This window comes from Actinomycetota bacterium (assembly GCA_014360645.1).
Classification (GTDB): Bacteria; Actinomycetota; Geothermincolia; order Geothermincolales; family RBG-13-55-18; genus Solincola_B.
Window position 1 is genome coordinate 88,140 of sequence record JACIXD010000013.1, and the last position, 26,823, is coordinate 114,962.

General features: G+C 66.1%; 24 protein-coding genes and 1 tRNA gene. 3 read left to right on the forward strand and 22 right to left on the reverse strand.

Annotated features, from left to right (window positions below; genetic code table 11):
* Positions 1-104: 104 nt before the first annotated feature.
* The 7 genes from H5T74_11765 to H5T74_11795 all read right to left on the reverse strand — a co-directional run bounded on the left by H5T74_11765 (position 105) and on the right by H5T74_11795 (position 6,161).
* Complete coding sequence (locus tag H5T74_11765) at positions 105-1,400, reverse strand: acyl-CoA dehydrogenase family protein (GenBank protein ID MBC7231052.1); 1,296 nt, start codon at positions 1,398-1,400, stop codon at positions 105-107.
* A 320-nt stretch (positions 1,401-1,720) separates the two neighbouring features.
* Positions 1,721-2,806, reverse strand: a complete 1,086-nt coding sequence (locus H5T74_11770) for a hypothetical protein (protein ID MBC7231053.1) — start codon at positions 2,804-2,806, stop codon at positions 1,721-1,723.
* 118 nt (positions 2,807-2,924) lie between these two features.
* Positions 2,925-3,009 (reverse strand) — tRNA-Leu (locus H5T74_11775).
* A gap of 333 nt (positions 3,010-3,342) precedes the next feature.
* Positions 3,343-3,723 (reverse strand): response regulator, encoded by a 381-nt coding sequence (locus H5T74_11780; GenBank protein MBC7231054.1) that lies wholly within the window; start codon positions 3,721-3,723, stop codon positions 3,343-3,345.
* A 259-nt stretch (positions 3,724-3,982) separates the two neighbouring features.
* Positions 3,983-4,963, reverse strand: a complete 981-nt coding sequence (locus H5T74_11785; protein ID MBC7231055.1) for an exopolyphosphatase — start codon at positions 4,961-4,963, stop codon at positions 3,983-3,985.
* A gap of 1 nt (position 4,964) precedes the next feature.
* Positions 4,965-5,501 carry a DUF501 domain-containing protein gene (locus tag H5T74_11790; GenBank protein MBC7231056.1) on the reverse strand — a complete coding sequence of 179 codons (537 nt, stop codon included), beginning with the start codon at positions 5,499-5,501 and terminating at the stop codon, positions 4,965-4,967.
* 228 nt (positions 5,502-5,729) lie between these two features.
* Positions 5,730-6,161, reverse strand: coding sequence for a MaoC family dehydratase N-terminal domain-containing protein (locus tag H5T74_11795; protein ID MBC7231057.1), 432 nt, complete (start codon positions 6,159-6,161; stop codon positions 5,730-5,732).
* Between the two features lie 332 nt (positions 6,162-6,493).
* Here H5T74_11795 and H5T74_11800 point away from each other — a divergent pair, with 332 nt between their 5' ends.
* Positions 6,494-7,648: an acyl-CoA dehydrogenase family protein gene (locus H5T74_11800; GenBank protein ID MBC7231058.1), complete on the forward strand. Its 1,155-nt coding sequence runs from the start codon at positions 6,494-6,496 to the stop codon at positions 7,646-7,648.
* A gap of 234 nt (positions 7,649-7,882) precedes the next feature.
* On the opposite strand, the gene H5T74_11805 is transcribed toward H5T74_11800, so the two are convergent.
* The 4 genes from H5T74_11805 to H5T74_11820 all read right to left on the reverse strand — a co-directional run bounded on the left by H5T74_11805 (position 7,883) and on the right by H5T74_11820 (position 10,657).
* Complete coding sequence (locus H5T74_11805) at positions 7,883-8,314, reverse strand: dehydratase (protein MBC7231059.1); 432 nt, start codon at positions 8,312-8,314, stop codon at positions 7,883-7,885.
* Positions 8,314-8,751: a MaoC family dehydratase N-terminal domain-containing protein gene (locus H5T74_11810; protein MBC7231060.1), complete on the reverse strand. Its 438-nt coding sequence runs from the start codon at positions 8,749-8,751 to the stop codon at positions 8,314-8,316. Before H5T74_11810 ends, H5T74_11805 begins: the two co-directional genes overlap by 1 nt.
* Before the next feature lie 223 nt (positions 8,752-8,974).
* Positions 8,975-9,853, reverse strand: coding sequence for a hypothetical protein (locus H5T74_11815; protein ID MBC7231061.1), 879 nt, complete (start codon positions 9,851-9,853; stop codon positions 8,975-8,977).
* A 222-nt stretch (positions 9,854-10,075) separates the two neighbouring features.
* Entirely contained in the window at positions 10,076-10,657 is a 582-nt protein-coding gene (locus H5T74_11820; GenBank protein MBC7231062.1) for a hypothetical protein, read from the reverse strand.
* Positions 10,658-11,069: 412 nt separating this feature from the next.
* Here H5T74_11820 and H5T74_11825 point away from each other — a divergent pair, with 412 nt between their 5' ends.
* Positions 11,070-11,612, forward strand: a complete 543-nt coding sequence (locus tag H5T74_11825; GenBank protein MBC7231063.1) for an RNA polymerase sigma factor — start codon at positions 11,070-11,072, stop codon at positions 11,610-11,612.
* 7 nt (positions 11,613-11,619) lie between these two features.
* Positions 11,620-12,630, forward strand: a complete 1,011-nt coding sequence (locus H5T74_11830; GenBank protein ID MBC7231064.1) for a hypothetical protein — start codon at positions 11,620-11,622, stop codon at positions 12,628-12,630.
* A 162-nt stretch (positions 12,631-12,792) separates the two neighbouring features.
* Here H5T74_11830 and H5T74_11835 read toward each other — a convergent pair whose 3' ends face one another.
* The 11 genes from H5T74_11835 to H5T74_11885 form a co-directional block, all read right to left on the reverse strand.
* Entirely contained in the window at positions 12,793-13,185 is a 393-nt protein-coding gene (locus H5T74_11835; GenBank protein MBC7231065.1) for a septum formation initiator family protein, read from the reverse strand.
* Between the two features lie 746 nt (positions 13,186-13,931).
* Positions 13,932-14,147: a hypothetical protein gene (locus tag H5T74_11840; protein MBC7231066.1), complete on the reverse strand. Its 216-nt coding sequence runs from the start codon at positions 14,145-14,147 to the stop codon at positions 13,932-13,934.
* Complete coding sequence (locus H5T74_11845) at positions 14,144-15,787, reverse strand: FAD-binding oxidoreductase (GenBank protein ID MBC7231067.1); 1,644 nt, start codon at positions 15,785-15,787, stop codon at positions 14,144-14,146. The genes H5T74_11840 and H5T74_11845 overlap by 4 nt, the downstream gene beginning before the upstream one ends.
* A gap of 336 nt (positions 15,788-16,123) precedes the next feature.
* Positions 16,124-17,569: a pyruvate kinase gene (gene pyk / locus H5T74_11850; protein MBC7231068.1), complete on the reverse strand. Its 1,446-nt coding sequence runs from the start codon at positions 17,567-17,569 to the stop codon at positions 16,124-16,126.
* Between the two features lie 3 nt (positions 17,570-17,572).
* Complete coding sequence (locus tag H5T74_11855) at positions 17,573-18,643, reverse strand: PD40 domain-containing protein (GenBank protein MBC7231069.1); 1,071 nt, start codon at positions 18,641-18,643, stop codon at positions 17,573-17,575.
* 93 nt (positions 18,644-18,736) lie between these two features.
* A complete protein-coding gene (gene eno / locus H5T74_11860; protein MBC7231070.1) occupies positions 18,737-20,008 on the reverse strand; it encodes a phosphopyruvate hydratase in 1,272 nt (423 codons plus the stop codon).
* Between the two features lie 461 nt (positions 20,009-20,469).
* The gene (locus H5T74_11865; protein ID MBC7231071.1) at positions 20,470-22,701 is read right to left on the reverse strand and encodes a SpoIID/LytB domain-containing protein; all 2,232 of its coding nucleotides are present in this window, start codon (positions 22,699-22,701) and stop codon (positions 20,470-20,472) included.
* A 450-nt stretch (positions 22,702-23,151) separates the two neighbouring features.
* Positions 23,152-23,817 carry a response regulator transcription factor gene (locus H5T74_11870; GenBank protein ID MBC7231072.1) on the reverse strand — a complete coding sequence of 222 codons (666 nt, stop codon included), beginning with the start codon at positions 23,815-23,817 and terminating at the stop codon, positions 23,152-23,154.
* On the reverse strand, positions 23,810-26,002 hold the full coding sequence (locus H5T74_11875) for a hypothetical protein (GenBank protein ID MBC7231073.1): 2,193 nt from the start codon (positions 26,000-26,002) through the stop codon (positions 23,810-23,812). Before H5T74_11875 ends, H5T74_11870 begins: the two co-directional genes overlap by 8 nt.
* A gap of 103 nt (positions 26,003-26,105) precedes the next feature.
* Positions 26,106-26,633, reverse strand: coding sequence for a hypothetical protein (locus tag H5T74_11880; protein MBC7231074.1), 528 nt, complete (start codon positions 26,631-26,633; stop codon positions 26,106-26,108).
* Between the two features lie 14 nt (positions 26,634-26,647).
* Positions 26,648-26,823, reverse strand: a 176-nt coding sequence (locus H5T74_11885; protein ID MBC7231075.1) for a transposase, incomplete at its 5' end; no start/stop codon positions are given.

Below are 26,823 nucleotides of genomic sequence, written 5' to 3' on the forward strand. Positions count from 1 at the left end.
TTTGGTCCACTACCGGACGGAACATCCCGGACATGGGGCACCGGTCCGGTTCCACACCTGCTCAGTTACACGCCGCCTCCATGCCGATCCCCCCGGCCGCTCCATCAGGCGCCCCGCATCGCCCGCATGCCGTCGTAGAGCTGGTTGGGATGGAACTGGTCGTAGTCGTAGTATCCCCTGGCCACGTCCAGCCTGCCCAGCTGCGCTCCTCCTTCCCAGAGCTGGATGATCTTGTTGTCGCGCCAGTACTTCTCCACGTGCCAGGCGCTCGCGCAGCCGTAATGCCCCATGAGGTCCATGGCTTGGTTGGTGACCTTCACCGCCATGTCGCAGCAGAAGACCTTGGCGACGGTGGAGCGTGAGAGCATGTGCCTGCCGGTGCGTTTACCATATGTTTCCGGGTGATCGAACATGTAGGCGGCGTTGATGTAGGAGTCCCGGCCCACCTGGATGCCGATGGCCATGTCCGCGAGCACGTTGGCCGCCAGGGTGTGCTGGCGTATCGGTTTCCCCGCCACCTTGCGTTCGTTGGTGAATGCCAGGACCTCGTCGAAAGCCCCCTGGGCGATGCCCACCGCCCAGGCGGCGCTGAAAAGACGCGCGAAGATGAGGTTGTCGTGGAGCAGCTCGGCGTCCAGTCCCGGCCCCCCGGCGCGGTACTCCCTGGGCACCCTCACGTTGTCGAAATAGAAATCCCCCTCCCGGCTGCTGCGGAAGCCCACCTTGTCCTCGAACCTCCCGAAGCTGAAGCCCTCGATGGGCACGGGCACGTAGATGAGGGCTATGCCCTCGTCTCCCAGGGAGGGATCGGTGTTGCAGACCACGCAGTAGACGTCGGAGACCCCGGAGTTGGTGGGCCAGACCTTGGCGCCGTTGATCACCCACTCGTCCCCGTCCAGCACCGCGCGGGTGTGGATCCCCTTTCCCCTCATGTCCACGTTCTCGATATTGCAGCCGCCGGACGGCTCGGTCATGGCGAAACAGGCCACGTAGGGCTCCCCGGACAGGAAGCGGGGGGCGAAGTCCCTGAGCACGGTATCATTGCGGGCGATGCACGCGGGCCGGAACGCCCAGGCGCCTCCCGCGGGGGCCGCGCAGCACGCGGGCTCGCCGCGCCCGAACTCCTCCACCACCAGGCTGTAGGTGAGGGCGGAGGTCAGGTTCCAGCCTCCGTATTCCATGGGCAGAAAGGCCCCCTGGAATCCCAAACCCACTATCTTCCTCTGGATCTCCCTCACCAGCTCGAAATCGCCGCGCGTGCTCGCCTCCATCTCCCGGCGGATGGGCATTATCTCCCGCTCGATGAACTCCCTTATCAGCCCGACTATGAAGCGGTCGCCGGGGCCCACCAGTTCATGCATGAAGCGGTTGTCCTTGATCTCGATGCTCACATCCCCCATGACATCGACCCCCTTTCGCGTGCCCGGGCGGGCACGAAAGCCGGTTCCTCCCCGCTGGTTCCCTGGTGTGAAGCTGCGTGGTGTTGCTGCGAGCGTTGTCGGATATGAGGAAATAATATGACCGCGGTCAGAATCTGTCAATCATGGCCCGTGAAACGGGTCGCGACATGGTCTTCTATCCTCGATCGCGTCGATAGGTCCGGGAAGAAGGCGCCGTCCGCGGCGACCCGGGATACGGCCCCTTGACTCCCCGGTTTTTCCACCTCATGCGACGGGCGGGCTATTATCCCATCCCGTCACGCGGCCGTGGCCGTTCACCCCTACGACTCGGCAGGCGAGATGATATAGGAGATGGTGGCCGGCCCCGCAGAGGTCCACTCGACCCTTGCCCTCACTCCCTCCATGACCTGGTAGAAGGCGGCCAGCCTCCCGGCGATGAAGTATTCGTTGTAGGGATTGTCTATCCACACCCGCAGCACTCCGCCCGAGGTGTTTTCCACCTCACCCGCGAGCCCTTGGCCGTACAGGGGCAGCAGCGAGAGCATCTCCTGCAGGAGGTCGCCGCGCTCCTCGCCCCGCTGGCCGGTCATGCCTATGTCGCGCAGCATCTTGAGGGTCCGCTCCCTCTCGGCATCCACGATGATGGGGACCACGTCCTCCCCCAGCTCCCGCACCAGTTCCCTGGTGACGAGGTGAAGCGAATGTCCCTCCCAGTTGAGCATACGCACGCCGCGGCGCCGGTCCACGATGATGCCCTCGTTCTCCCTCCATTCCATGTGCCTGATGTCCAGGGGTACGCCGCAGCGCGGGCAGCGATGGTGCCGGTAACCGCCCTCCTTCAGGGGCGGATAATCCACTTCCAGCCGCTCGGAGAGCTCGGGCTTGCGCTCCGTGACCTCCACCCGCAAGAGGTATTCCCCATCCAGCTCTTTCCAGAAAGAGCGCAGGGGCTTTCCCTCCAGGGCCTCGAAGGCGCCCACCACCACCGCCGCCATGAGGTCCAGGTCCCAGGGGTTACGCATGCGGGCCACCCCGTATCTCCCCCGCCGGTATTCCACGGTGGCGGAGTGGGCGGTGCCGGTCATGGCGGCCAGGCTGTGGAAGAAATGGACCGCCCCCCGCCGGAAAGGGGGGATGCCCAGGGCCAGTCGCCTGGACCGGGAACGCAGCAGGGCCTCCACCACGATGCGCGTGGAGTTGCGCTCCGCCTCGTAGAAGATGCGGTTGACCGGGAAACCCAGTCCCTGGGAGATGCGGGCGCGCGTCTCCGGCAGCAGATCCGCCTCTATGAAGACCTGGCGGATGCGGGGATCCGCCTTGCTGGAGATGACGCCGTTGGGGAGCCAGCGGTTGAAGCGACCGATCATGCGCGGCACGCCGCATACCGAACACCGACTGTAATGCATCTCCGCTCCCCGCTCACAGATACCACGGACCGGATTCTATTGTAGGACGAGCGCCGCCTGGCGCTCAAGGCAGCACTGCGCGTGGAAGAGCCAGCCCCTGGCGGCGGCGCAGAAATGGTGGTGCCCGGGGCGGGAGTCGAACCCGCACGGGTTTCCCCGAGGGAGTTTAAGTCCCTTGTGTCTACCGGTTCCACCACCCGGGCACGTTTCCGCGAGATATGGCGATCTCTATTATAAACGTTATGAACGCCGCCGGCGCCGGGGCGGGAACGCCGGCGGCGGCATCCCCTCAGGGCGCCGACCTCGCCTTCACCATGCGCTTACGAATCGACGGTATCGCGCATCCGCAAACGGCAGAAAACATCTCCCCGCAAAAAACAGCCCGTATTCCCATCGATGCCGCCTCCCGGCACGAGCGGCCTGATGATAAGCGCTCTCAAACAGGGCGCAGCCGGTGATGTACGGGGCATGTGGACCCAGGGGTGGACGTGCGTTCTTCCCGCCGCTTCCGCGTCGCGACACCTCACTCCCGCCGTTCAACACTTCTTGGCAGAAAGGGCGGTGTGCACGGCGTCCACCAACTCCGAGGGTTGGAAGGGTTTGGTCATGTAGATATCCGCGCCCAGCGCCATGGCCTTGCGGACGTCCTCCTCCATATTGCGCACCGTGAGCACGATGACCGGTATGTCCCTGGTCTCCTGGTCTCCCTTGAGCATGCGCAGGATCTCGAACCCGTCCACCTCCGGCATCATGATGTCCAGGATGATGAGGTCCGGCTTGCCGCTGGCGATGGAGCGCCTGGTCTCGTCCTGGTCCCCCATACCCACTATCTGGAAGCCCTCCACCTCCAGGATTATCTGCACCAGGCGGTGCATGGCGGGCTCGTCGTCGATCACCAGTACCTTCTTCTTCTCCATAGCCCTTCCGTGCTTCTTCCTCTTGTCTTCCGTACGTGTTCACATTATACAAAAAGGGCGCTCGCACGCCCTAGGAGATTTTACTACTTTCCGGCCCACGGCGCCAGCGCCCATGTCCCCGCGCCCCGCGGAAGGGAAACCCTCTTCCCGCAGCGACATCCTCGCGACCACGGCGTCCATTCCGGCGACCTCGCCGCTTCTCCGCAAAGTCCTGCTCCCCCGCCTGCCCCGACACCAGACACCCGGCACCCAGCGGGGCTCAAGCCCGAGGCGTGGACGGTGACCCCCAGGCCTCTCCGAAGGCGGCGGCGATGGCCAGCCCGTCGAGGATGTCCTTCTCGCTGACCAGCAGCTCGTCCCATCCCGCGGCGTGCATGAGGGAACGCAGCACCGCCGCTCCTCCCACGATGACGTCGGCGCGGCCCGGCTCCAGGCGCATGAAGTCCCTGCGCTCCGCCAGGGTCCGGGAGGCGAGGCGCCGGTAGAGGGCATCGACCTCCCCGCGCCCCAGGCGGGAATGGTGGATGGCCTCTCCGTCGTATTCCCGCAGCCCCAGGCTCAGGCCCGCCAGCGTGGTCACCGTCCCCGCCAGTCCCACCACCAGCCCCGGATGGTGTCCTGCCAGCTCACGTGCCGCCGCGCCCATCACGCCGCGTAGGTATCGCTCCATGGCCTCCAGTTCATCCCGCGCGGGAGGGTCGGCGTGCAGGAACCTCTCGCTCATGCGCACGCAGCCCACCTCCAGGCTGCGGTCCAGCAATATCTCTCCGCCCCGCCCCACGATGATCTCCGTGGAGCCGCCGCCGATATCGAGGACCAGGACCGGCCTGTCCTCGGGGCGCAACGGCCCCAGGTCATAGGTGGCCCCGAGAAAGGATAGCGCGGCCTCCTCGCGGCCGCTGAGGACCCTGGGCTCGGTCCCCAGTATCCCCGCCGCGGCGCTCAAGAAAGGGCCCGCGTTTCCGGCATCCCTGGCCGCGCTGGTGGCCGCCGCGCTCCTCACCGCCACGCCTTCCCGGTCCATTAGCCGGCGGTATTCGCGCAGCACCGCCAGGGTGCGCTCCACCGCTTCCTCGCGCAGCGTGCCGCTGCCGTCCACCCCTTCCCCCAGCCGGGTGATGGCCATGCGTCTGTGCAGCGTCACCAGGCGGGGATGCTCCCGGTCGCCGGAAACCCCGGCCACGAGCAGGCGCACGGAATTGGTCCCCACATCCACCGCCGCCACGCGCAACGCGCCCAAATCATCTCCTCCCGCGCAGGAAGGGAGCGCAATCGCCCCCGCATTCACTTTCCTGTATTCCGCCCAGCTCCCGCGCCACCTCCGCGCCCACCGGGTTGCCGCCCCCCGCGAGAAAGTGGGCGAGGTGGGCATGCAGACACTTCGTTCCTCCGCTCGCCGTGCCCCCGATCCCTCCGCGGGGCGAGAAATACCTCTCGCAGTCCTCCCGGGCCCCCAGCCTTTCCGCCCACTCCGCCCTCAACGCGGCGTATTCACGCTCCGCGCGTGAGAGCTCCTCCCCGAACCCCGGGTCCTCCCGCATCCTGCCGCGCAGCCGGTGCCTGAAATCCCCGCTCTCCAGGCGCGATACCGAGCGCTGCAGGAGGGGACAGGTGAGCCAGAAAAGGGTGGGGAAAGGGGTCCCGTCCGGCAACAGGGGCGGCGTCGCGATGACCTGCACCACGCCGTGTGGGCAGCGCGAAGCCACCCTGATCTCTCCCCGCAGGGGCCGTCCCAGTTGCCGCTCCGCCGTCTCTCTATCCCGCGCGTCTATCCGCATGCCGTCCATCGCTATCCATTCTACCAACCGCCGGCTTCCGCGGCGTCCGCGCTTCCGCCGGGCCGTACGGCCTCTCCCGACCGGCCTCGGCGGCGCAAGGCCCTTATTCCACGCCATCACCTCCGCGTCGGATATCCTCGCCCCCGAAAAGGCGGCGGAGCGGCGTCGACGCCGGCGGAACCTGGTAGAAGCTTCCAAACAGTTGCCACGCGGGTCATGGAGGCGTTCTCACTTCGGCCTGGAGGCCATGAAGATCTTGAAGGTGGCCACGGCCTTCTCTTTTCCCTCTTGGTCCACGATCTTCTGCTGGAAAGTGACCACCCCGCCCAGCTCGCTCTTCTCCTTCTTCTCCGTGACCTCCGCCTCCACGTGGATGGTGTCCCCGATCTTGGTGGGCCCCACGAAACGCACGCGGTCCATGCCGTAGAAGGCCACGATGGCATAGTCGGTGAGGGGCATGAGCCCGGAGGCGGCGGAAAGCACCAGCATGCCGTGGGCTATCCTCTCGCCGAAGGGGCTCTTGGCGGCATACTCCTTGTCCACGTGCAGGGGATACCAGTCGCCGCTGAAGGCGGCAAAGTTGACGATGTCCGCCTCGGTGATGGTGCGGCCGCGGCTGACGTAGACGTCTCCGACCTCGAAATCCTCGAAATACTTCATCTCTCCCTCCTCATCCCGTCACGTATACCGAGTCGCCGCAAGTGATTATATCCCAAAACGCCATCGTGCCCTTACCGGCGGTCGCCGCGGCGGAGGCCAGCCACGCCGTGGCCACCCGCTCCTGTCAGGAGAGAAAGAGGATGGCTGACAGCGGAGCGAATCACCTGCTGGAATACCTTAGTGTCCAGTTTTAAAGCTTAGACTGTCTACTTTTGGATTTTAGATCACAGCGGCCACCCGCTGCTTGCCTTTCAAGCTCGCCGCGGTTATGCTAGAAGGGTCACAAATTGTTAAGTAGAGGTTAATAGTCGGCGCGTCGAAAGGAGCGGGGAATGGCACTGAGTCTTTTTTTCACCGAGGAACACGAGATGCTGCGCCAGAGCATCCGCGAGTTCGTGGAGAAGGAGCTGGCGCCCCACGCCGATGAGTGGGAAGAGGAGGGGATGTTCCCCGACTGGGTGTTCAAGCGCATGGGCGAGCTGGGATTCCTGGGCCTGCACTATCCCGAGGAATACGGCGGCGGCGGCGGCGACTACTTCACCAATATCGTGCTGGCGGAGGAGATCACCCGCTGCGGTTCGGGAAGCCTGGGCATGGCCATCGCCGTGCAGGTGGGCATGGCCACCCCGCCCATCCTCGCCTTCGGCACCGAGGAGCAGAAGCAGAAATACCTCGTGCCCGCCATCAAGGGCGAGAAGATCGCCTGCCTTGGCATCACCGAGCCCGGCGCGGGATCGGACGTGGCCAGCGTGAGCACCTTCGCCGAGAAGATCGACGGCGGCTGGAAGGTCAACGGAAACAAGATCTTCATAACCAACGGCTACCGCGCGAACTTCATGACCCTGCTGGCCCGCACCGAGAAGACCAAGGGCTACAAGGGCATGAGCCTCTTCCTGGTGGATACGGACACCCCCGGTTTCGTGGTCAGCCGCAAGCTGGACAAGGTGGGATGCCGGGCCTCCGACACCGCCGAGATCTTCTTCGAGGACATGGTCATCCCCGAGGACGCTCTGCTCGGTGAGGAGGGCCGCGGATTTTACAACATCATGTGGGAGCTGCAGGGAGAGCGCCTCATCGGCTCCGCCCTGGCCATCGCCGGCGCCAAGCTCACCCTGGAGGGCGCCATCGCCTACACCAAAGAGCGCGTGCAGTTCGGCAAGCCCATCTGCAAGAACCAGGCCATCGCCCACCGCCTCGCAGACCTGGCCGCCAAGATCGAGGCGGCGCAGGCGCTCATCTACCTCACCGCCTGGAAGGTGGACCAGGGGGAGTACCCGGTGAAGGAGATCTCCATGGCCAAGCTCATCAGCGCCCAGGTGGCCTGCGAGGTGGCCGACGAAGCCCTGCAGTTCATGGGGGGATACGGCTACATGATGGAATACCCCGTCCAGCGATCCTGGAGGGACGCGCGCCTGGGACGCATCGGCGGCGGCACCGACGAGATCATGCGGGAGATCATCGCCACCACCATGGGGCTCTATGCCTAGAAGCTCCGGGGAAGCAGAAAGGGCGCGGGCGACCGCGCCCTTTTCATTGCGCCCGACACCGGGTGCAGACCTTCCTCGGTCAAGGTGCGCTTTCCAAACCGGACCTACGGAAATCTAGGCTCCCGGACGCCTTGCCGGTGCCCGGCGGGCGTAACCGTGCCTTCGCGCCGCAGACCTGCCTTGCGGGGTCGAAAAAAGGGCGCGGGCGACCGCGCCCTTCGGCTGCCTTTCCGGTCAGGGGAGATAGACCGTGGCCTCGCCGCCCTTGAGGACGTCGCTCCCGTCCGACTTCTCCGCCCACACGTCCAGCACCACCAGGTTGCCCTCGAGCTTCTCGCGCACCCTGCCCTTGAAGATCACCGTGTCCCCGGGGATGACCATGCCCCGGAACTGGCAGGAGAGCTTCTTGAGGTAGCCCGGATCCCCGATCCAGTCCACCACCGTCTTGCCCAGCAGCGCCATGTTGAAAAGCCCGTGGGCGATGACGTCGGGAAGCATGGCCACGTCCTTGGCGAAGAAGGGGTTGGTGTGGATGGGGTTGAAGTCGCCGCTGGCCCCGGCGTAGATCACCGCGTCCATGCGGTCGAACTGGTGGGTGAAGGAGGGGATCTCCTGTCCCACCTGCACGTCGTCGTACTTGAGGTTGCAGAGCTCGGTCATGGCCATCAACCTCCCCTGATGATGAAGGTCGCCCGCGAGCGGCATACCAGCTCGTCGTTCTGGTTGCGCGCCTCTCCCTCGTAGACCACGAAATCGAGGTTGCCCTTCTCGTAGATGTCGGCGATCTTCCCCGTCTCCGTGATCACGTCTCCGGGCTTGACCACCGTGAACCACTCGAACTCCTGGGCGCCGTGCACCAGCATGGCCAGGTTCAGCTTGATCTCCTGATCGACGAGCACCATCCCCGCGCCCCGCAGTGCGTACACGGCGGCGAAGTTGGGCATGCCGATGATGTCACCGTACCTGGTCTGCCTGGCGAACTCGCGGTCGTGATAGATGGGGCGGAAGTCCTTGGCCGCGGCCGCGTATTCCTTCATCTTCTCGCGGCCGATCTCGTACTCCAGGGGACCGTAGGTCTTGCCGATCCACTTGTGATCAACCATGGCCTCACTCCTTTCAACGTCTTCCCCTCCCCGGCAAGAGCAAGAAGATTCTAACATCGCGCGGGGATGCCGCGAAAGATGCCGGAGTCCCTTTACCTCGTCCCGCCGCGGCCGGGGCCTGCACGCACGGGCTCAGATCCTTCCGCCCCTCTCCTCGTAGAGCCGCGGCAGGAAGGAGGCCAGGTTGTTGTACTCGATGAGGCTGTGGCCTGCCCACAGGGACTCAGATCTTCCCGCCCATCTCCTCGTAGAGCCGCGGCAGGAAGGAGGCCAGGTTGTTGTACTCGATGAGGCTGTGCAGGCAGTTGTTGCGCGCGAGGTCCATCATCCTGAAGGGCATGGGTCTCTTCACCCGTCTGGGCGCGCCGTTCTTCATGGTGTACCCGATCCAGTAACGACTGCGGTATTCCACCCCGCCCTCCACCTCGCGCACGGCGTGGAAGAAGACGTTGAAAGGCGTCTTCAGCAGGTCGAGCACGACGTTTGCGCAGTAGGCACGCGATATCTCCGGTTCCCTGAACATGCTCATGTCCAGGCCGAAATCCCGCGGTGAGAAGAAGTGGATGGCGATCCTCTGGGCTCCCCGCAGGTTGAAGCCCTCCACGGGGTAGTGGGTACTGCCGTAGTTCCGATCCCGGAGCGGAACCCCGGAGCTGTCCAGGTGCCGTGCGGGGTCCTTCACGCCGATGTCCACGTGCGCGACGGGACACCAGATGGCGTAACGCAGCCCCTCCAGGGGATGCCAATTGAACCACCAGTCCAGCATCTCGGGGGCGACCCCCGGCATCCTCACCAGGGTGGCCGCGAAACCGCTCCCGTCGGGCATGACCGTATATCCCGTCTCCACCTCCAAGTACCCGGGCTTCATGAGGTCGTCTCGCGCGTGGATGGAGGTGGCCCTGGCGGGGTCAACGGGACCGGCGTTTACCTTCTCCAGGTCCTCGGCGGGGACCTCCGCAAGCTCCCTATGGAGATACCCGGCATAGGGCTTCTCCTTCTCCTCTTCCGCCAGCTCGCGGCGCTCCATCCCGCGGATGTCGTCCATGCTCACGGGATGTGGAAAGACTTTATCCATCCTCACCAGCAGGTTCCTGATGCTCAACCCTCGATCCCTCCTCTCTCTGCCCTTGTCCTGGCCGCTCCTTTATCTGACCGCGCGCGAGAGGGCCCGCTCTCCGCGTCCTCTTCGTCTCTCTTGCGGCGCGGCCTACTCCTTTTTCGCAGCGGAAAGGGCCGAGTCTCCGGACCCGGGCCGGATCGCCATGCATCACCCGGCGCCGTCCCGGACCGAGAACCCGGCCCCTTGGCCCCGTATGGACCTCACTCACTCTCCATCGCGGTTACGGGCTTGCGTGCCCTCGCCGTCGCAGGTGCCGTCCTGGAGCCTCTCGCGCACGCGTTCGCAGTCGCCGTTGCACTCGCCTGCCTGGTTCGCCTCTCCCGCCTGCGCTCCCTCCGTCGGATCTTCGTTTCCCGCGCGGTTGCGAGTCTGGGTGCCCTCGCCGTCGCAGGTGCCGTCCTGGAGCCTCTCGCGCACGCGTTCGCAGTCGCCGTTGCACTCGCCTGCCTGGTTCGCCTCTCCCGCCTGCGCTCCCTCCGTCGGATCTTCGTTTCCCGCGCGGTTGCGAGTCTGGGTGCCCTCGCCGTCGCAGGTGCCGTCCTGGAGCCTCTCGCGCACGCGTTCGCAGTCGCCGTTGCACTCGTCCATGCCCTCGCAGTGCTCGGACCTCAAGCGTTCACCCTCGCCGCCGTTCCCGCACGCGAAGCGAAGGGCTTCCGCCCCGGTGCCCCTTCCGCTTGACCTCTTGGGGCCGCCCGCCGACCCTGCCGCTACGGCGACGCCCACGGACACGACCAGTGCCGCGGCCAGCGCCAGCGCCACCACCACCGTGCTCTTCCTCTTCATCCACTCTCACCTCCTTATCTCCATACATATCGCCGTGTTTACGGGCCCTCGGCAGGGATGCCGTCGATGCCCCGCGAGCCCGCCTGCATTCCCGCGACCCGCCCGCCGCCCCTCCCCGGGACCGTTCCCGGGCCGTGCGCGGCGCCTTCCCGCCGCCGGGGATACCTCCGTCCGGCGACGCCGCGGTTTTTCGCCCCGCCTTTCCGGAGCCTCCGACCTTAGATACGCTCGCCGGCCTCCAAATGTACGCGATTGCGGCAATGGGCTCGAGCGGGCGCGCGGCCGGTAGGGGCGGGGTTCGTCTCCCGGAAACGGACGGCGCGAGCAGGGGGTGGAAGATCATGGCCGCGTATGCGTACATATGATTAAGTCATGGCGTATTAAGGGTTGAGAACAACGAAAGGATGTTCGCTTGACGCCCCTCGAGGAGCTTGCGGTAAGGACGGCCGGCGGAGACCGGGACGCTTTCGCGGAGCTGTATCGGTCGCTGATCGACCCCGTGTTCCGCTACCTTTACTGGAACACCGGGTCGCAGGAGGATGCCGAGGACCTTGCGGAAGAGGTGTTTCTCAAAGCCCTTCTGAACATGGGTTCGTTCGATCCCAGGCGCGGCCCCTTCAAAGCCTGGATCTTCCGCATCGCACGCAACCTCATGATCGACCATCAGCGCAGGCGGAGCAGGAGGGGTTGTGAGGAGCTGGGCGAAGACGTCGATGACGGCTCCGAGCCGGTACCGCAGCGTCTCGAGGACGAGGAGCGCGCGCGGACCCTGCGGGAATGTCTGCGCGAGCTGCCCTCGGCACAGCGACAGGTGATAGCCATGAAGTATTTCGCGGGGATGAGCAATGCGGAGACGGCGAGAGCGCTGGGCAGGAGCGAGGGAGCGGTGAACGCCCTGCAGAACCGTGCCCTGCGCCGCCTGGGCAAGAGCCTGCGCGAGCTCGGTTGGGAGTGATCTTACCATGAGAGCCAGAGAGAGGAAGGAACTGGAAACACGCGGGGGGGCTTTTCTCGCTAGCATTGAGGGGCCGAGCGCGCCCCGTCGCCTGCGGGAATACGGAGCGCAGCGGATCTGGTCGCAGGCGCAATCCCTGAAGGAGTCCGGAGCCGGGGCGGAGGTCCGGCGCCTCGTCCGCAACCCCGCCTTGCTGCGACACGCCCTGGTGGCCTGCATCATCCTGTTGCTGGTCCTGACCCTTTCCACCACCGGCGCCTACGCCCTCTCCTCCGGGGCGCAGCCGGATTCCGCCCTCTACGGGTTGAAGATCTTCTTCGAACGGGCGCGCCTCGCCCTGACCTTCTCGGGCTTGGAGGAGGCGCGCGTGGAGATGGAGTACTCGCTGCGCCGCATGGAGGAGATCGAGAACCTGGCCTCGCGCGGCACGGGGAAGGGAGCCGACCGCTGGCTCGCGGAATACGCCCGCAACCTCGAGGGAGCCGGATCCTACCTGGAGAGCGTCTTTAACGAGGAGGCATCCGCCCTCTCCCTCGGTTTCCAGGAGATGCTCGATGCCCAGGCAAAGCGCCTGGAAAGCCTGCGCGACCTCGAGCCGTCACAGCTCGTGGAGAGCCTCGACGCCGCGTATCATGCCTGCAACCGGCAAAGGGAACGCATGCGGCGCCGCTGCGGTACCGATGGAGGAGAAAAGGACGGCGGTAAAGGCCAGCCGGACGACGGCGGAAAGAGCGGGAACGGTCAAGGGGGGCCGGGCTGTTCCTCCGAGAGCGAGGGCTCTGTTCCATCAGGTTCGGGAGACGCTACATGCTCGCAGCAGACCGGCACCGAAAGCGCCGCCGCTGCCACGGGAAACAACGATGACGAGATCGGCGGACAGGCGCAACCGCAAGATGGGGAGCGGCTATACGAGGGTCCATACGGCGGTAAGACGGGAGGATCTTCCGCGACGCCCGGGACCGAAGGCGAGGGATCCCCTGGCGGCTACATGCCCCGCCGGGGATGCCATATGCCCTGAGCTGCGCCGGCAATCCTCTAAATCAGTGGTCAGCTTTCCCGGTTGCATACCCCACCGGGGACGCCGTTCGCCTTGGACTACGCCGACGATCTCCAAAAAAGACTTTGTAGACTTTCCAAGTCGCATGCACAGCCGGGCGCCATGCGACATGAAAAACAGCCCCTAGGGAACCGGGGGCTGGTCCTGTGCGGGCTCAGGGGTCGTCGCCACTTTCTCCTCCTCGATGCCCGGCGCTGCCTCCCCCGGGGTGTCCAGGATCACGACGGGTATCTCTCCCGGCTTGACGTAGCCCATACGGCGCGCCTCTCCCTCCACGTAACGGTCGGTGAGGTCCCGCGCCCTGCGCTCCTCCAGGGTCCGGGTGATCTCCTCCTCCTCCGCCAGGCGGGCCTCCGTGGCCGCCAGGTTCCGGCGGCTCTCCACCAGGCGCGTCACCGGGGCCCTGAGGAACAGCGCCACGATCCCCAGGCATACCAGCAGGAGGAAGGCCATCAACAGCCGGCGCCGGCGCCTGGCACGGGGCGAGATCTCGACGCGGCGACGGCGCTCCTTCACCTCCGCTCCCGCCGACCTGACGGCATCACCCGGGGAGCCTCCCGCAATTACCCGCAGCCGCTCTCCGCCGCCAGCGGGGCCCATCCTTCCGGGCGAGGACCTCGCCGTACGCCTGCCCCTTGGCGCCGCCGCCGGACGCTCTCCGAGATCCCGGCGTTCCCTTCCCCGCTTACAGCTCGTGCTTTGGTTCGGCCTTGCGGCGGCCCGTGTCGGCCTCGCGCGCCCTCCGGACGCCTTTCCGCCCCCCTGGCGAGTACGCGCGCGGCCAGTGCCTCTTTTCTCGCGGCGCATCGCTTTACTCTTTTTCCCCTCTGCAACAACAATATCTTTTCTCATCACTCATATTATAATCCATCAATATTTTACAGGTCTATAATCTTACAAAAACATTCAACGGCATCAGGCCCGCTTGTGAGGAACCGGCGCCGCCGGATCCGCCCCTCGCGCATCCCCGCCTTTCCCCGGCTGCCCTGGCGACAGGGGAGGGCCGCCGATGGCTGCGCCGAGGGACTGGAAACGTAACCCGTTTTCTCATATAGGGTGGTCGGGGATGGGAGACCCGCCGATGGCTGCGCCGAGGGAGCGGTGACACCACCTCCCTCACGGGTTGATGACAGGCCTCCGCCCAGCCAAAGGGGAGTGGGGGTTACCGTCACCACCCCGTCGAGGGGATATCCGCCGGGAAGAGGCCGCCGGCGCGGCCGGCGTTTGCCGGGATTCCCTCTACGAGGAACTCGGGGCCGGCATCATCCCGGAGGGCCGTCCTCCGTCCAGCGCAGGCTCTCCGCCAGCTCCTCCAGCTCCCGCCTCTTCGCGGGGTCGATGCGCTCCCAGGCGAACTCGGGGCCGGCATCATCCCGGAGGGCCGTCCTCCGTCCAGCGCAGCCTCTCCGCCAGCTCCTCCAGCTCCCGCCTCTTCGCGGGATCGATGCGCTCCCAGGCGAACTCGGGGCCGGCATCATCCCGGAGGGCCGTCCTCCGTCCAGCGCAGCCTCTCCGCCAGCTCCTCCAGCTCCCGCCTCTTCGCGGGGTCGATGCGCTCCCAGGCGAACTCGCTCTCGTCGGTGTAGAAACCCTTGTCCGCGCACTCCCGCGGGTCGAAGGCGGCGGAGATCCTGCGCTGCCACTGGTTGAAGTTGCCGGCCAGGGGGCTCAGTGCCTTGCGCACCGGCGCGATGAACGCGGATAGGGGGGTCATGCACAGGCGAATGGCGTTGAGGGTGGAGCTGAACTCCATGGGATTGAGGGAGTCCAGGCTCTCCTTGCTGTCCACGGAATAGGCGTACAGCACCTCGCAGTGCGCCCAGGCGTTGTTCTCGTAGGGGACGAAATAGGGATTGTTACCCCCGTCCTCCATGAAGGCGCCGCGCGCGAAGAACTCCTGCTTGGCGGCGGCGATGGCGTCCACCCATTTCATCTGCAGGTCCAGGGCTTCGTTGCCGTCAAGGCAGGTGCCGAAGATCCCTCCCGGCCGGAAGGCCAGGGGGATGATGCTCACGCGCAGGAAGTTCAGGGGCATGAAGGCGGCCAGGGGACCCATCCTGTTCACGTCGAGCATGAACCCCTGGTGGTCGAGGACGATGCGCTTGAGCACCTTTTCCTGGTAATCCGCCTCCTCCCGGCTGTCACCGGCGATGACGAAGGTGAGGGGGTAGGCCAGGGTATCGGACAGGATGGACCGCAGAGCCCTGGTCTCGAGGATGTTCATGCCCGAATGCGGCATCACCAGGGCGGTGTAGGCCACGGGCGCGATGCGCACCGCGGCGTATCCTATCTCCGCCTCCCCTATCTTGTACATGGCGTCGGCGAACTCCCGCGCCCCCGGGAAGAAGATCATGTAGAAGCGGACGTTCTCCGGCACCTCCACGCGGGAGTCCAGCACCAGCCCCTCGGCCTCCAGGCGCGGCGGACCGGGCCAGTTGTAGAGCTTGACCGCGCACTTGGTAAATACTCCCATGCCGGACAGGGCCCCCAGGGCGCCGCGCATGATCCCGCGCAGGGAGGGACCCGGCCCGTCGCCGCTGTACCATCCCAGGCCGGAACCGGGCGTGCCCAGCCTCAGCACCTCCCCGTCCGGCAGCACCCATTCCACCCCCAGCACGTTGCGCGCGCTGTAGGCCATGTAGATGCAATCGTGGCCCACACCGCTCATGGAGGTGGCGCTGGCCAGGGGAGAACAGGAGGGGCCCGCCCCTATGATGTGGGTGTTCAGGCCCAGCTTCATGGCCTCGGCCTGGAGCTGCGCCCCGCTCACGTAGGGCTCCACCACGGCGATCATGTTGCGCTCGTCGATCTCCAGGATGCGGTCCATGCGCCGCAGGTCTATCTGCACCACTCCCTCGGTGGTGGGGCCTGACGCCGCGCCCCAGCCGGTGGAGAGGGCCTTGAACCTGAGGCCGTGGCTGTTGCAGGTCCTGATCACCGCCTGCACCTCCCCGGTGGTGGAGGGCAGCACCACCGCCACCGGCCGCTTGATCCACAACGCTGGATCGTCGTTGAGGAAGGGCTGCCAGGCATATCCTTCCAGCACCGCGGGCTCCCGGGAGACGTTCTCGGCCCCCACCGCCTCCTCGAGCTCCTTGTATGCCTCGTCCGAGATCATCTTCACCTCCAGGGGTCGGCGCCGCGCGCGGCGCGATCATGACGAGCCGTCATCCACCCACCCCAGATGATAGCCCAGGAATCGCCGCCCCGTAAACGCTCATCAGAGGGAAGGGACGTCTTCCCGTATGGTGATCTGGCCGGCACGGCGGGGGTCTGCGCCCAAGGCCTGCTCGCGAAGCGCCCCGGGAGCGCCTCGGGCGGGCGGCCCGCGGAAGGGGCGGCTCCGGGCGGCGGAGGGTTCCCGGGATGAGTGCGGGTCGCGTCCCCGTAAGCACCCTATTGCAAGGCGGGTCGATATTCCGAAAACGAATGGAGGCGGCTCCGGCGGCGGACCTCAACACGATGACCCGCAGACCGTGCAGTGGATGGTGTTGGTGACGGGCATGCCCTCCTCGCCCGGCCTCTTTACCCCCGCCGTTATCACCACCACATCCCCCGCTTCCGCCAGGCCTTCCGCGCGCGCCGCCTCCTCCGCGGCGATGAACATCCTGTCCGCGCCGCCCGCCATCCCCTCCAGGCGTGGCAGCACTCCCCAGTAGAGGGTCATGCGCCTGGCCGTCCGCTCGTGCGGCGTGGGGGCGAGGATGGGCTGGCCGGGTCGGAAACGGCTCACCTGCAGGGCGGTGAAGCCCGAATCCGTGGGGGTGACGATGGCCTTCGCATCCAGGCGCAGGGCCAGCTCGCAGGCGGCGTAGGCCACCGCCTCCACCTTTCCCCGGTGTATCCAGCGCCGGCGCTCCTCCAGCCAGCGCTCGTAAGGCAGGGCGGTCTCGGCGTTGAGCACGATGCGCCGCATGGTGCTCACCGCCTCCACCGGATAGGCTCCCACGGCGGTCTCTCCCGAGAGCATGACCGCGTCGGCCCCCTCCAGCACCGCGTTGGCCACGTCGCTCACCTCCGCGCGGGTGGGGCTGGGATGATCAATCATGCTCTGGAGCATCTGGGTGGCGATGATCACCGGCTTGCCGCAGCTCGCCGCCGACTCCACGATACCCTTCTGCAGCAGGGGGACCTCCTCCAGGGCCATCTCCACCCCCAGATCTCCCCTGGCCACCATCACCGCGTCCGCCTCCGCGATGATCTCCTCCGTCCTCTCCACCGCCGCCCGCCTCTCTATCTTGGCGATGACGGGGAGGGAGGAACCCCTCTTCCCCAGTTCCTCGCGCAGCAGGGCGATGTCGGCGGCCGATCCCACGAAGGAAAGCGCCACCCAGTCGATGCCCAGGGAGAGGCCCACCTCAAGGTCGCGGAGGTCCTTTTCCGTGAGGGCGGGCAGGCCCAGCTCGACCCCGGGCGCGCTGATGCCCTTGCGGGACCGCAGCCTGCCCCCCACCTCCACCCTGCAGCGGGCCCCGACGGGAGACGCCTCCAGAACCCGCAGGCGAAGCGCCCCGTCGTCCAGCAGGACCTCGTCCCCGGACCCCAGAGCTCCCGTAAGCCCCTCTTCCTCCACGGGGATGCAAGAGGCGGAGCATCCCGGCTGCAGGCTGGCACTGAGCACCACCTCCTGCCCCGGTGAGAGGTCGATGCCGCCTCCCGGCAACACCCCCACGCGCAGCTTGGGCCCCATGAGATCCAGGACCACCCCCACCTCCCGTCCCGCCCGCCTCGCGGCCCCCCGCAGGGCGGCGACCTCCTCGGAGATGAGGGCATGGGAGGCATGCGAGGCATTGATGCGGGCCACGTCCATACCCGCGCGCACCATCTTCTCCAGCACGGCAGGGTCACGGACGGAAGGGCCCAGGGTGGCTATGATCTTGGTCTTGCTGCGTCCCGTCACCTCTCAACCTCCCGGCAAAGCCACACGGCAGATGCCGCCCTCGCCGCAGTAGAGGATCCCGTTCCCGGCCTCGTCCCAGGCCAGGGGGCAGGCGGCTGAGACGCGCGTGAAGCGGTATATCCTGCCGGCGTCGTAATCCAGGTATTCCAGTCCCTTGTCACCGATATAGGCGACGCGCGCCATGCGGCGGGAGGGATAGAATCGGTAGCGGGCTGCATCGTCGCCCAGCGATTCGCTGCTGGCCGCCTTTTTCTCCTCACCCGTATCCCCCACCTCGAACCAAACCGCCCTGGTCGCGGCCTGATCCGAGGGCCTCCAGGCGGCCACGTAGAGGGTCTTGTCAAGCCGGGGCCACCACAGGAAAAGCGGCTCCTCCTTGCAGGAGGCCAGGTATTCCCATCCCTGCCGTCCCCGGGTCGCCACCTGGAGGTAATATTCCGAACCTCCGCTCCCCTCCGCCAGGTACCCTCTCCCCCTCGAGGCCACCCTGCCGCCCGCTGGGTCCCAGGCCGCGAGCTCGGCCCGCGGCGCCAGCATCTCCGCCTCTCCGCTTTCGGAATCCATGACCCACATCTGCGCCGCGCTCCCCGGCCGCCCCTCCCCCTTAGATCTGGTCCAGAGGATGAATCTTCCATCAGGGGAAGGAAGGGGGTCGTAGTCGACCTCGGGTCCTGAGGTCAGCCTCACCTCCTCCCCGGTCTCGGCGTCCAGGAGGCGGATGTCACCGCCGTCCTCGTAGACCAGGCGGCGGGAATCTCCCACCCAGGCGACGCCCCGTGCGCCCGTCTCACGCTCCAGCACCGCCTCCCCGACCCGGGATAGGTCGAAGACGCGCAGGAGCGATGTCGCGCTCCCGGTCGGGGATTCCAGTACTGCCAGCAGCCTCCCGTCCCCGCATACCTCGAGGTCCAGGACCTCTCCGCCCGCGGTGGGCAGCACCAACTCCCCCGCGGACTCCACCTCACGCACCGGCGTCTTGGGGGCCACCACCATGCCGGAGAGGATGTCCAGCATGAGGTAGCTGATCCCCACCAAGACGGCGCAGGCGGCCACCATCACCACCACGACGACCACAAAACGCTTGGAGATGGCCTTTCACCCCTTCCCTTCACCGGCAGCGCATTTCACGGACGGGATAGATCACCATGCGCTTTTCCGCCGCCACCATCAGCGCTTCAGGGCATCCCGACCCGGGAACCTCGCCGCGTCTCCCAGCTCCTCCTCGATGCGCAGGAGCTGGTTGTACTTGCAGACACGGTCGGTGCGCGCCGGCGCGCCGGTCTTTATCAGTCCGCACCCGGTGGCGACCGCCAGGTCGGCGATGGTGGTGTCCTCGGTCTCCCCGGAGCGGTGGGATACTACGCGGGCGTAGCCGGACTGCAGGGCGTGGTCCATCACCTCCAGGGTCTCGGTAAGGGTCCCGATCTGGTTGAGTTTGATGAGGATGGCGTTGGCCACTCCCTCCTCGATACCCCTCTTGAGTATGCGCAGGTTGGTGACGAAGATGTCGTCTCCCACCAGACGCACCCGGTCACCCAGGCGCGCGGTGAGGAGTTTCCATCCTTCCCAGTCCCCCTCCGCCATGCCGTCCTCGATGAGCACGATGGGAAACTCTTCCACCAGGCCTCGGTAGTAGTCCACCAGCGTCTCCGCGTCCATCTCCCTTCCCTCGCCGGAGAAGAGGTAGCGGCCTTCCTCGAAGAGCTCGCTCGCCGCCACGTCCACGGCCAGGACGACGTCGTCGCCGGGGCGGTATCCGGCGGCCTCTATGGCCTCCACGATCACCTCCAGGGCGGCGCGGTTGTTCTCCAGGCTGGGCGCGAACCCGCCCTCGTCTCCGATGCCGGTGCTCAGGCCACGCTTCTTCAGCACGCCGCGCAGGGAGTGGTAGACCTCCGCGCCCATACGCAAGGCCTCGCGGAAACTTTCCGTCCCCCAGGGAAGCACCATGAACTCCTGGATGTCGACGTTGTTGTCGGCGTGCGCACCCCCGTTGAGGATGTTCATCATGGGCAGGGGCAGGAGAACCGCCTCGCTCCCGCCCAGGTAAGCGTAAAGGGACTGTCCCCTCTCCAGGGCCGCAGCCCTCGCCGCCGCCAGGGATACCGAGAGGATGGCGTTGGCTCCCAGGCGCGACTTGTCCTCGGTGCCGTCCAGCTCGATGAGGGTGCGGTCGATCTCCTCCTGGGCGGAGACCTCCATGCCCAGCAGGCGCGGCGCGATCTCCTCGTTGACGTTGCGCACCGCCTTGAGCACCCCCTTGCCCCCATACCTCTCGTCCCCGTCGCGCAGCTCCAAGGCCTCCAGGGTGCCGGTGGACGCGCCCGAGGGCACGGCGGCGCGGCCCACCCCCCAGGCCCCGTGCACCTCCGCCTCCACCGTGGGGTTGCCCCGCGAATCCAGTATCTCGCGCGCTCTGATGGCCTTGATCTCGGACATCCCTACCTCCTGTAAGACATATGCCGTTCTGGAAGGGCTTTCCCGCCAGCGGTCCGTGTCCGGCTCCATGCTCTCCTCTCGCTCACCGAACCGCCTTCGCCAAAAGGATCGCCCGTAGACCTGGAACGAGGTTCGGAAGTGAGTCGCCGGCCACCGAGACAGAGCGTGCAGTTCATCTCCTCCTTACCTCGCTCACACCTATTATAAACACCAACATATCTCCCGGGTCATCCGGGACGGGGAAAGCCCGCCGCTCCCCGGACCGCAGGACTCGCGGCCAGGCCCTGCAGACGGCGGATCCCGCCGGCATACGTTTCACTCCCACGGCTCCTGCCGTGGTGCGGATGCAGAAGAGGACGGCGGGGTTTACGGGCATGAGAAGTCCCGGGGGCGGGGCCTTAAGGGATGGAGCGGCTCTGCGGTCCGCGGGGCTTCAGTCTGATGCTCGACGTGGATCGGGCTCAGCTTCCCGTGTAGCCCTCGGCGAAATACCAGCGGCGCGAGGGCGCGTTGGTTCCCTGGGAACAGCTTCCCCCGTCCCGGTTCCTGTAGTCGAAGTACATGGCGCGCTCCGCCACCAGGGGACGGTCGGCCTCCACCCGGGTGGAGAACTCGGCGTTCCCCAGGCCGGGGAGGTCGTCCACGTGTACGGTGTAGCGCGACTTGCCGGATATCAGCACCTCCTGCTCGAAGGTGTTCCCGTCCCCCTTCATATAGGTCAGCACGACCTTCGCCGGCGAATCGCCGGGATTCTGGAGGAGCAGGTAGGTGTCGAACGCGCCCCCGGTGTAGCCCTCGGCGAAGTACCACGCCTCTGCCGGCTCCCTCACTCCCATGGCCGTGTGGCCACCCCTGCGGCCGAAGTAGGAGAAATACATGGCGCGCTCCGCCACCAGGGGACGGTCGGCCTCCACCCGGGTGGAGAACTCGGCGTTCCCCAGGCCGGGGAGGTCGTCCACGTGTACGGTGGCGCGGCTGCGCGCCGCCACCTCGAGAGAGAGTTCCCTGGTGGTGGCGTCGGGCAGCATGAAGGTGAGCTTCGCCTCGGCCGCCTCTTCCTCCGGATTGGCCAGGAGTATGTAGGTGTCGAACTCGTCCCCGGTGTAGCCCTCGGCGAAGTACCACGCACGTTCCGGCGAGGGGGTCCCCTCCGCCGCGCTGCCGCCCGCGTGGCCCCGGTAGCGGAAGTACATGGCGCGCTCCGCCACCACCGGGAGATCGCTCTGGAAATGGGCCGAGAACTCACCGTCCTCCATGCCCGGCTCCATGTCCATCCAGATGGTCATGCGCGAGGAGGGAGGCAGGGTGTAATAGAGGCGGTCGACCTCGCCCCCGTTCCCCAGGAAGGAGACCTCCAGGTGGGCCTGGGCCTGGTTGGGGTTCTGGACCAGGAAGAAGGTATCGAACTCGCCCCCGGTGTAGCCCTCGGCGAAGTACCACGCATCACAGGCCTCGGGAAGGCCCATGCAGGCATGCCCCCCTTTGATGCCGTTGCCCAGGAAATCGAAGTACATGGCGCGCTCCGCCACCACCGGCTTCTCGCCGTCCACCGCGATGGACACCTCCGCGTTCTGCACGCGGTCGTTCACGCAGATGGTGTGGCGGGAGTGCGGTGCCACCTCGTAGGTCTCCTCCATGGCGCCGCCCCCGGGGAACATGTAGGTGATGGCGCATACCGCGGGGACATCCCCGGGATTCTGGAGGAGGAGGTACTCGTCGAAGTTCTGGGAGGCGATGGAGAAAAAGTGGGTCTGCAACCCCACCACGGAGGCGAAGAGCGTCCCGCTCACCGCCCTGCTCCCCGCGCTGCCGTCGATGCGTATCTGCTTGACCCGGCCGGAGGTCCATCGGGAGACGACCTCCAGGCCGTAGAGCGTCCCCACCGCGGTGTCGGCGTTTGCGTTGAGCCTCGCCTGCAGCTCCTCCCAGGTCATGGTAACCTGCCAGTCGTGGTCCTCGTCGGCGGCACAGGCGTCGTCGGGCACCGGGCTCAGATAGGGCACGGGGTTTCCGCCCCAGGCCTCGTCCGTCCCCGCGGTGTAGCCTCCGCAGCATGAGCTGTAGGCGGCGATGATAGGCTGGCCTCCGTAGGTGATGATCTCCCCCGCGGTGGCGTTCACCGCCGCCACGGTGTTGGGCCTTTTCGCGGGGTCGATCTGCTCGTTGAAAGCCTGGCAGCAGCTGCCGTAGGGACAGATGTCGTAGCCGTCCTTGGCGTGCTTGCCCCGCGCGATCACCGAGAGGACATAGGTGCGGGCGGCTACCGCGAGCACCCTCAAACCCTGGGCCGGCCAGGTGTCCGGCTCCTCCTGCAGGCGGTAGAGGTATTCCCTGAGGGGATAGGTGCGCACCACGTTATCGCGGCACAGCACCCTTATGGGCATGTCGTCGCTCACGCGTGAGAAGTCCACCCCCTTGTAATAGGCGCGGATGATCTGGTGGTATTCCTCGCCGCGCAGGGCGCGGAAATAGACGCCGGCCATGCACATACCCACCCCGTGGCCCCTGCCGTGGCCCACGAAGGTGATCTTGCCCCCGCCCGCCGCCGCCTCCTCTTCCGTCCCGGCGGGCCCCCCGGGGAAAAGGGCCACGAGCAGGGCGATCACGCAGGCGGCCGCCGTAAGCACGCGTCCCCTGCGAAGCCTCCCGTCAGCGAGTCGCCCTCTCACCGGTTCGTCCCCTTTCTCCGCCACCTCATTCCTTTCCCGAGCCGCCGTCCGGCTCGAAACGCGCTGCCTCGCCGTCTCGGGACGGGAAACTTCCGCCACCCTCCGCGCCCCGCGCCTTGCCGGTTCCCTATCCCGGACCTTTTATCGGCTCTACGCGGCATCTCCGGGCGTCGACGCCCGGATTCCCTGTCCATAAACAACATTAATTGCATTATACAACAATAATATAAAACTGCAACAAAAGTGTCTTTTTTGTTGCCGCCCATATGCATGCGTCGGAAGTGGACTGCCCGGCGGACAACCCTTTCCGCCCTCCCCGTGAGACGGCGATCGCGCCTCGGCGACGGCCTCGCGCGAGGAGGGCGAGCGTACATACGCCGCCCTGCCGGTTGCCCGTGGTGGTCCAAGACGGGAGGGGGAGTGATCCCGGGAGCTGATCGACCGGCGAGGCCGCGGGAAGGCCCATGCCCCTTCTCAGATCACGCCGTCCTTGATGGCCTTGATGATCACCTGGGCGCGGTCCTCGACCTCCAGCTTGCGGAAGATATTGCGCAGGTGGGTCTTGACCGTGCTTATGGTGATGCCCAGCTCGCGGGCGATGGACTTGTTGCTGTATCCCTTGGCCACCAGACGGAGGATATCCGATTCTCTCTCGGTCAACTCCTCGTACACCCCCCTGCGCTCGTCCTCCAGATGCAGGGAACCTCCCTGCTGCTGGAGCACGGCTACCAGCTTCTGGGTTATGGTAGAAGCCACCAAAGGAACGCCCTCCGCCGCGGACTGGATCGCCTTGACCAGTTGCTCCTTGCCGCAGTCCTTGAGGATGTAGCCGATGGCCCCCGCCCGGATGGCCTCTGCGGCGATCTCCAGGTCATCGTATACCGTGAGGATGATGGCCTGCACCCCGCGCGTCTCGGGATCGTTCTTCAGCCGCCGCACCACCTCGATACCGCTGATGTCGGGAAGCTTCACGTCCACCAGCATCACCCGGGGCTTGAGCGCACGCGCGATCTCCAGCGCCTCTTCGCCGTTGCAGGCCTCGCCCACCAGGCGCACCCCCCGCTCTTTTTCCAGCAGGCGGCTTATGCCCATGCGCGCGATCTCGTGGTCGTCCACCACCGCGAGGGTTATCTCATCCACTGGCCTGGAGCCCCCTTTCCGAGAGGGACGAAACCGGCATGCTGAAGATGACGCGTGTCCCGCCCCCGGGCCGCGATTCGAACGTCACGCTGCCCTGCATGAGCTCCGCCCTCTCCTCCATCCCCCTCATGCCTAGGCAGTCCCCTAAGGCCATGCGCTCACGCACCTCGCGCTCCGCGAATCCCACCCCGTCGTCCTCGATCCTCATCTCCACCCGCCCGTCGCGCCCGTCTAGGAAGAACGCGACCCTGCCGGCTCCCGCATGGCGGGCGATGTTGGAGAGCGCCTCCTGGGCCACCCGGAAGAGCGTCACCTCTTCCAGCGGACCCAGTCCGCCCATGTCGCCCCGGATCTCGAAGTCCAGTTCCAGGCGGTTCTCGGCCACGAACCTCTCCAGGTAGGTCCGCAGGGTCCGCTCCAACCCCAGCACCTCCAGTGAGGAGGGGCGCAGGTCTGCGATCATCCTGCGCAGGTCGCTCATGCCCTCCCTGGCCATCCTTTTCAGCGCCCGGACCTGCGACACCAGGTCCGGCGATCCCTTCGCCAGCTGCTCAAGGGTCTCGAGTCGGAAGACGGCGTCGAGGAAGAAGGAGGCCAGCCCGTCGTGGAGCTCCCTCGCGATACGGATCCTCTCCACTTCCTGGGCCACGGAAGTGTTGTGGATGAGACGCTGCAGGCGCGAGCTCTTGTCCATGAGCTCTTGCAGCAGGCGTGAGTTGAGGAGGGAGACCGCCAACTGGGTGGAGAGGGTGGAGATGAGGTCCAGCTCCTCCAGCTTGAAGCTCGCTCCCCCCGACCGCCCACCTATCCACAGCAGCCCCGCGTCCTCTCCCCCTGCCTCCAGGGGCACGGAGACGAACTCTCCCTCCTCCTCCTCTCTCCATACCATCTCCTGCACCCTGTCCCGCCGCAGCGAGCGCAGCACCCCTATGTCCACCCGGTCCATGTAGAACCCCTCGCGGCAGAACCTCTCGCGCCGGCGCAAGTAGCCGGTGAGCTCGCCCCCTTCGCCCTCGATGCTGTACCCGTGTTCGCCGACGAAGACCGTGGAGCCGTTGAGGTCTCGGCCCGCGAAAGAGGACAGGGCGTGGGCGGGATCCACCGAAGAGCCCACGATGCGGTATACGCCGTCCTCCCTAATCATCACGGCGCAGAGATGAAGCTCCATGGACAACCTGACCCTCTCCGCCACCCCCTGTGCCAGCTCCTCGAGGCATCCCACGGTGCGTATGGAGCGTCCGAGCTCCCGCAGGAGCTCTCCCTGTGCCAGGTCCCGGCCGTAAAGCCAGCGCTCCGCGGCCCGCGTGGCCCAGGAGAGCTGCCTACGATAACTGACGAGGAAGGGGACGGCCGACAGGGCCATGAGTACGTAGGTCACCGGGTGAAGGCCTAATCCCAGGGGATAGACGAAGAAGATGCAGAGAGCCAGGAAAAGTGCGATGTCGAAGAGCAGCACGGCAGCGTTGACCAGGATGTGCTTGGTCACGGAATGCATGTCCACGAACAACCCGTACCGCAGGATGCCGTAGGCGAGCATGGACACGAAGATGATGCTCGACTGCGGGGTGCTGATGATACGGTTGAGCTCCAGGTTCTGGATGGCGTTGGCCACCAGCATGGGAACGGGAGCCAGGGCCAGGATGAGCAGCCCCCTGCGTCCCCGCACCGATTCGCTGCGGCCACGCTCCCGGAGAAAGATCACGATGGAGGCGATGATCTCCGCGAACCCCAGGGCGGTGAGAAACCAGAAATATGAGGTCCTGGTGACATTGACCCCCTGGCCGTAATCGGTGAGGTAATAGGACGTATAGATGAGGTCCGTGGTATAGAGGGCCACGAGGTTGAAGATCCACGGCAGGTAGAGCGCCGCCAGAACGGCCAGGGCCTTGCGGCGGTCGCGCATGAAATCCCTCACGCGGGGAAAGACCAGCGCGAGCAGCAGGTAGCTGGGGACCAGCAGCAGCTCCCCTATTCCCTGGAACCTGGTCCAGAATATCTTGTCCTCCAGGGTCAGGGAAGCGACGGTCATGGCCTCGCCTATGGCCCAAAGGGACATGGTCACCGAGATGAGCAGGAAGACAAGGCCATGAAGCTGTCGCCGGCTCTTCAGGAAGGCGAACAGCCCCACGCAGAGACCGGCCAGCCCGGAGGCAGTGGTTATCGCTCGCTGCAGTTCGTCGACCATACGGAGATTATACCATTATTTTCCCACTCGCTTTCCAGCGCCGGGATAAGCGGGTTCGCGTCTCCGGCCGGAGGCGCAGTCCCGTCACTCTTCCTGGCGCCGGCTACCACGGAGGCGGGGGTCCGGGGTAGGGCGGCATGGCGGGGATGTCGGGAGGGACATATATCCCCAGATCGAAGACCTTGAACTCCGCGGGTCCCAGCGGCAGGGGCAGACCGATGGCCGCATAGACGAAGAGATGGATGTTGAGGTCCTTCAGGGCCCCGCCCCTTATGCCCGCTTTGTAATCGGGGTCTCTGTCGGCCCGACACAGCCCCACCACCAGGTCGGGATCCATGAAGGCCAGCAGGTCGGTGAGGAACTCCTCCCCTGCGTTGTTGACAGCCTCCGCTACCGGCTCGGGGTCGAGGTTGGCCAGGAGGCCTGCCAGGAACTGGTATCCAGCCCTGTTGAGGAGATCCGCCACGTCCGCCCCGCTCATGTGGGGGGAGCCCAGCAGCCTCTCGATCAAGGAGGAGCCGGGGTGCCTGGCGTACTCGGTGTTGATGGCCCGGGCCACCACCTCCCCGTCCAGGTCGGAGAGCATTCCGGATATGACGTCGGGGTGGTCGGAGAGCAGGCCGGTCACCATGGTGTGCCGGTTCACTACATCGTGGACACATAAGCCCTATCCTCGCTTCCCTCCCTCCATCTTTCGAGAAATTCCATGGGCGTAAGATACCCCAAGCTCTGGTGGGGTCTTTCGTAATTGTACAGGTGATTCCACTCATCGAGGATCTCGTTCAACTCCTCTACGGTGTAACCCTCCCGGAAGGCCCAGA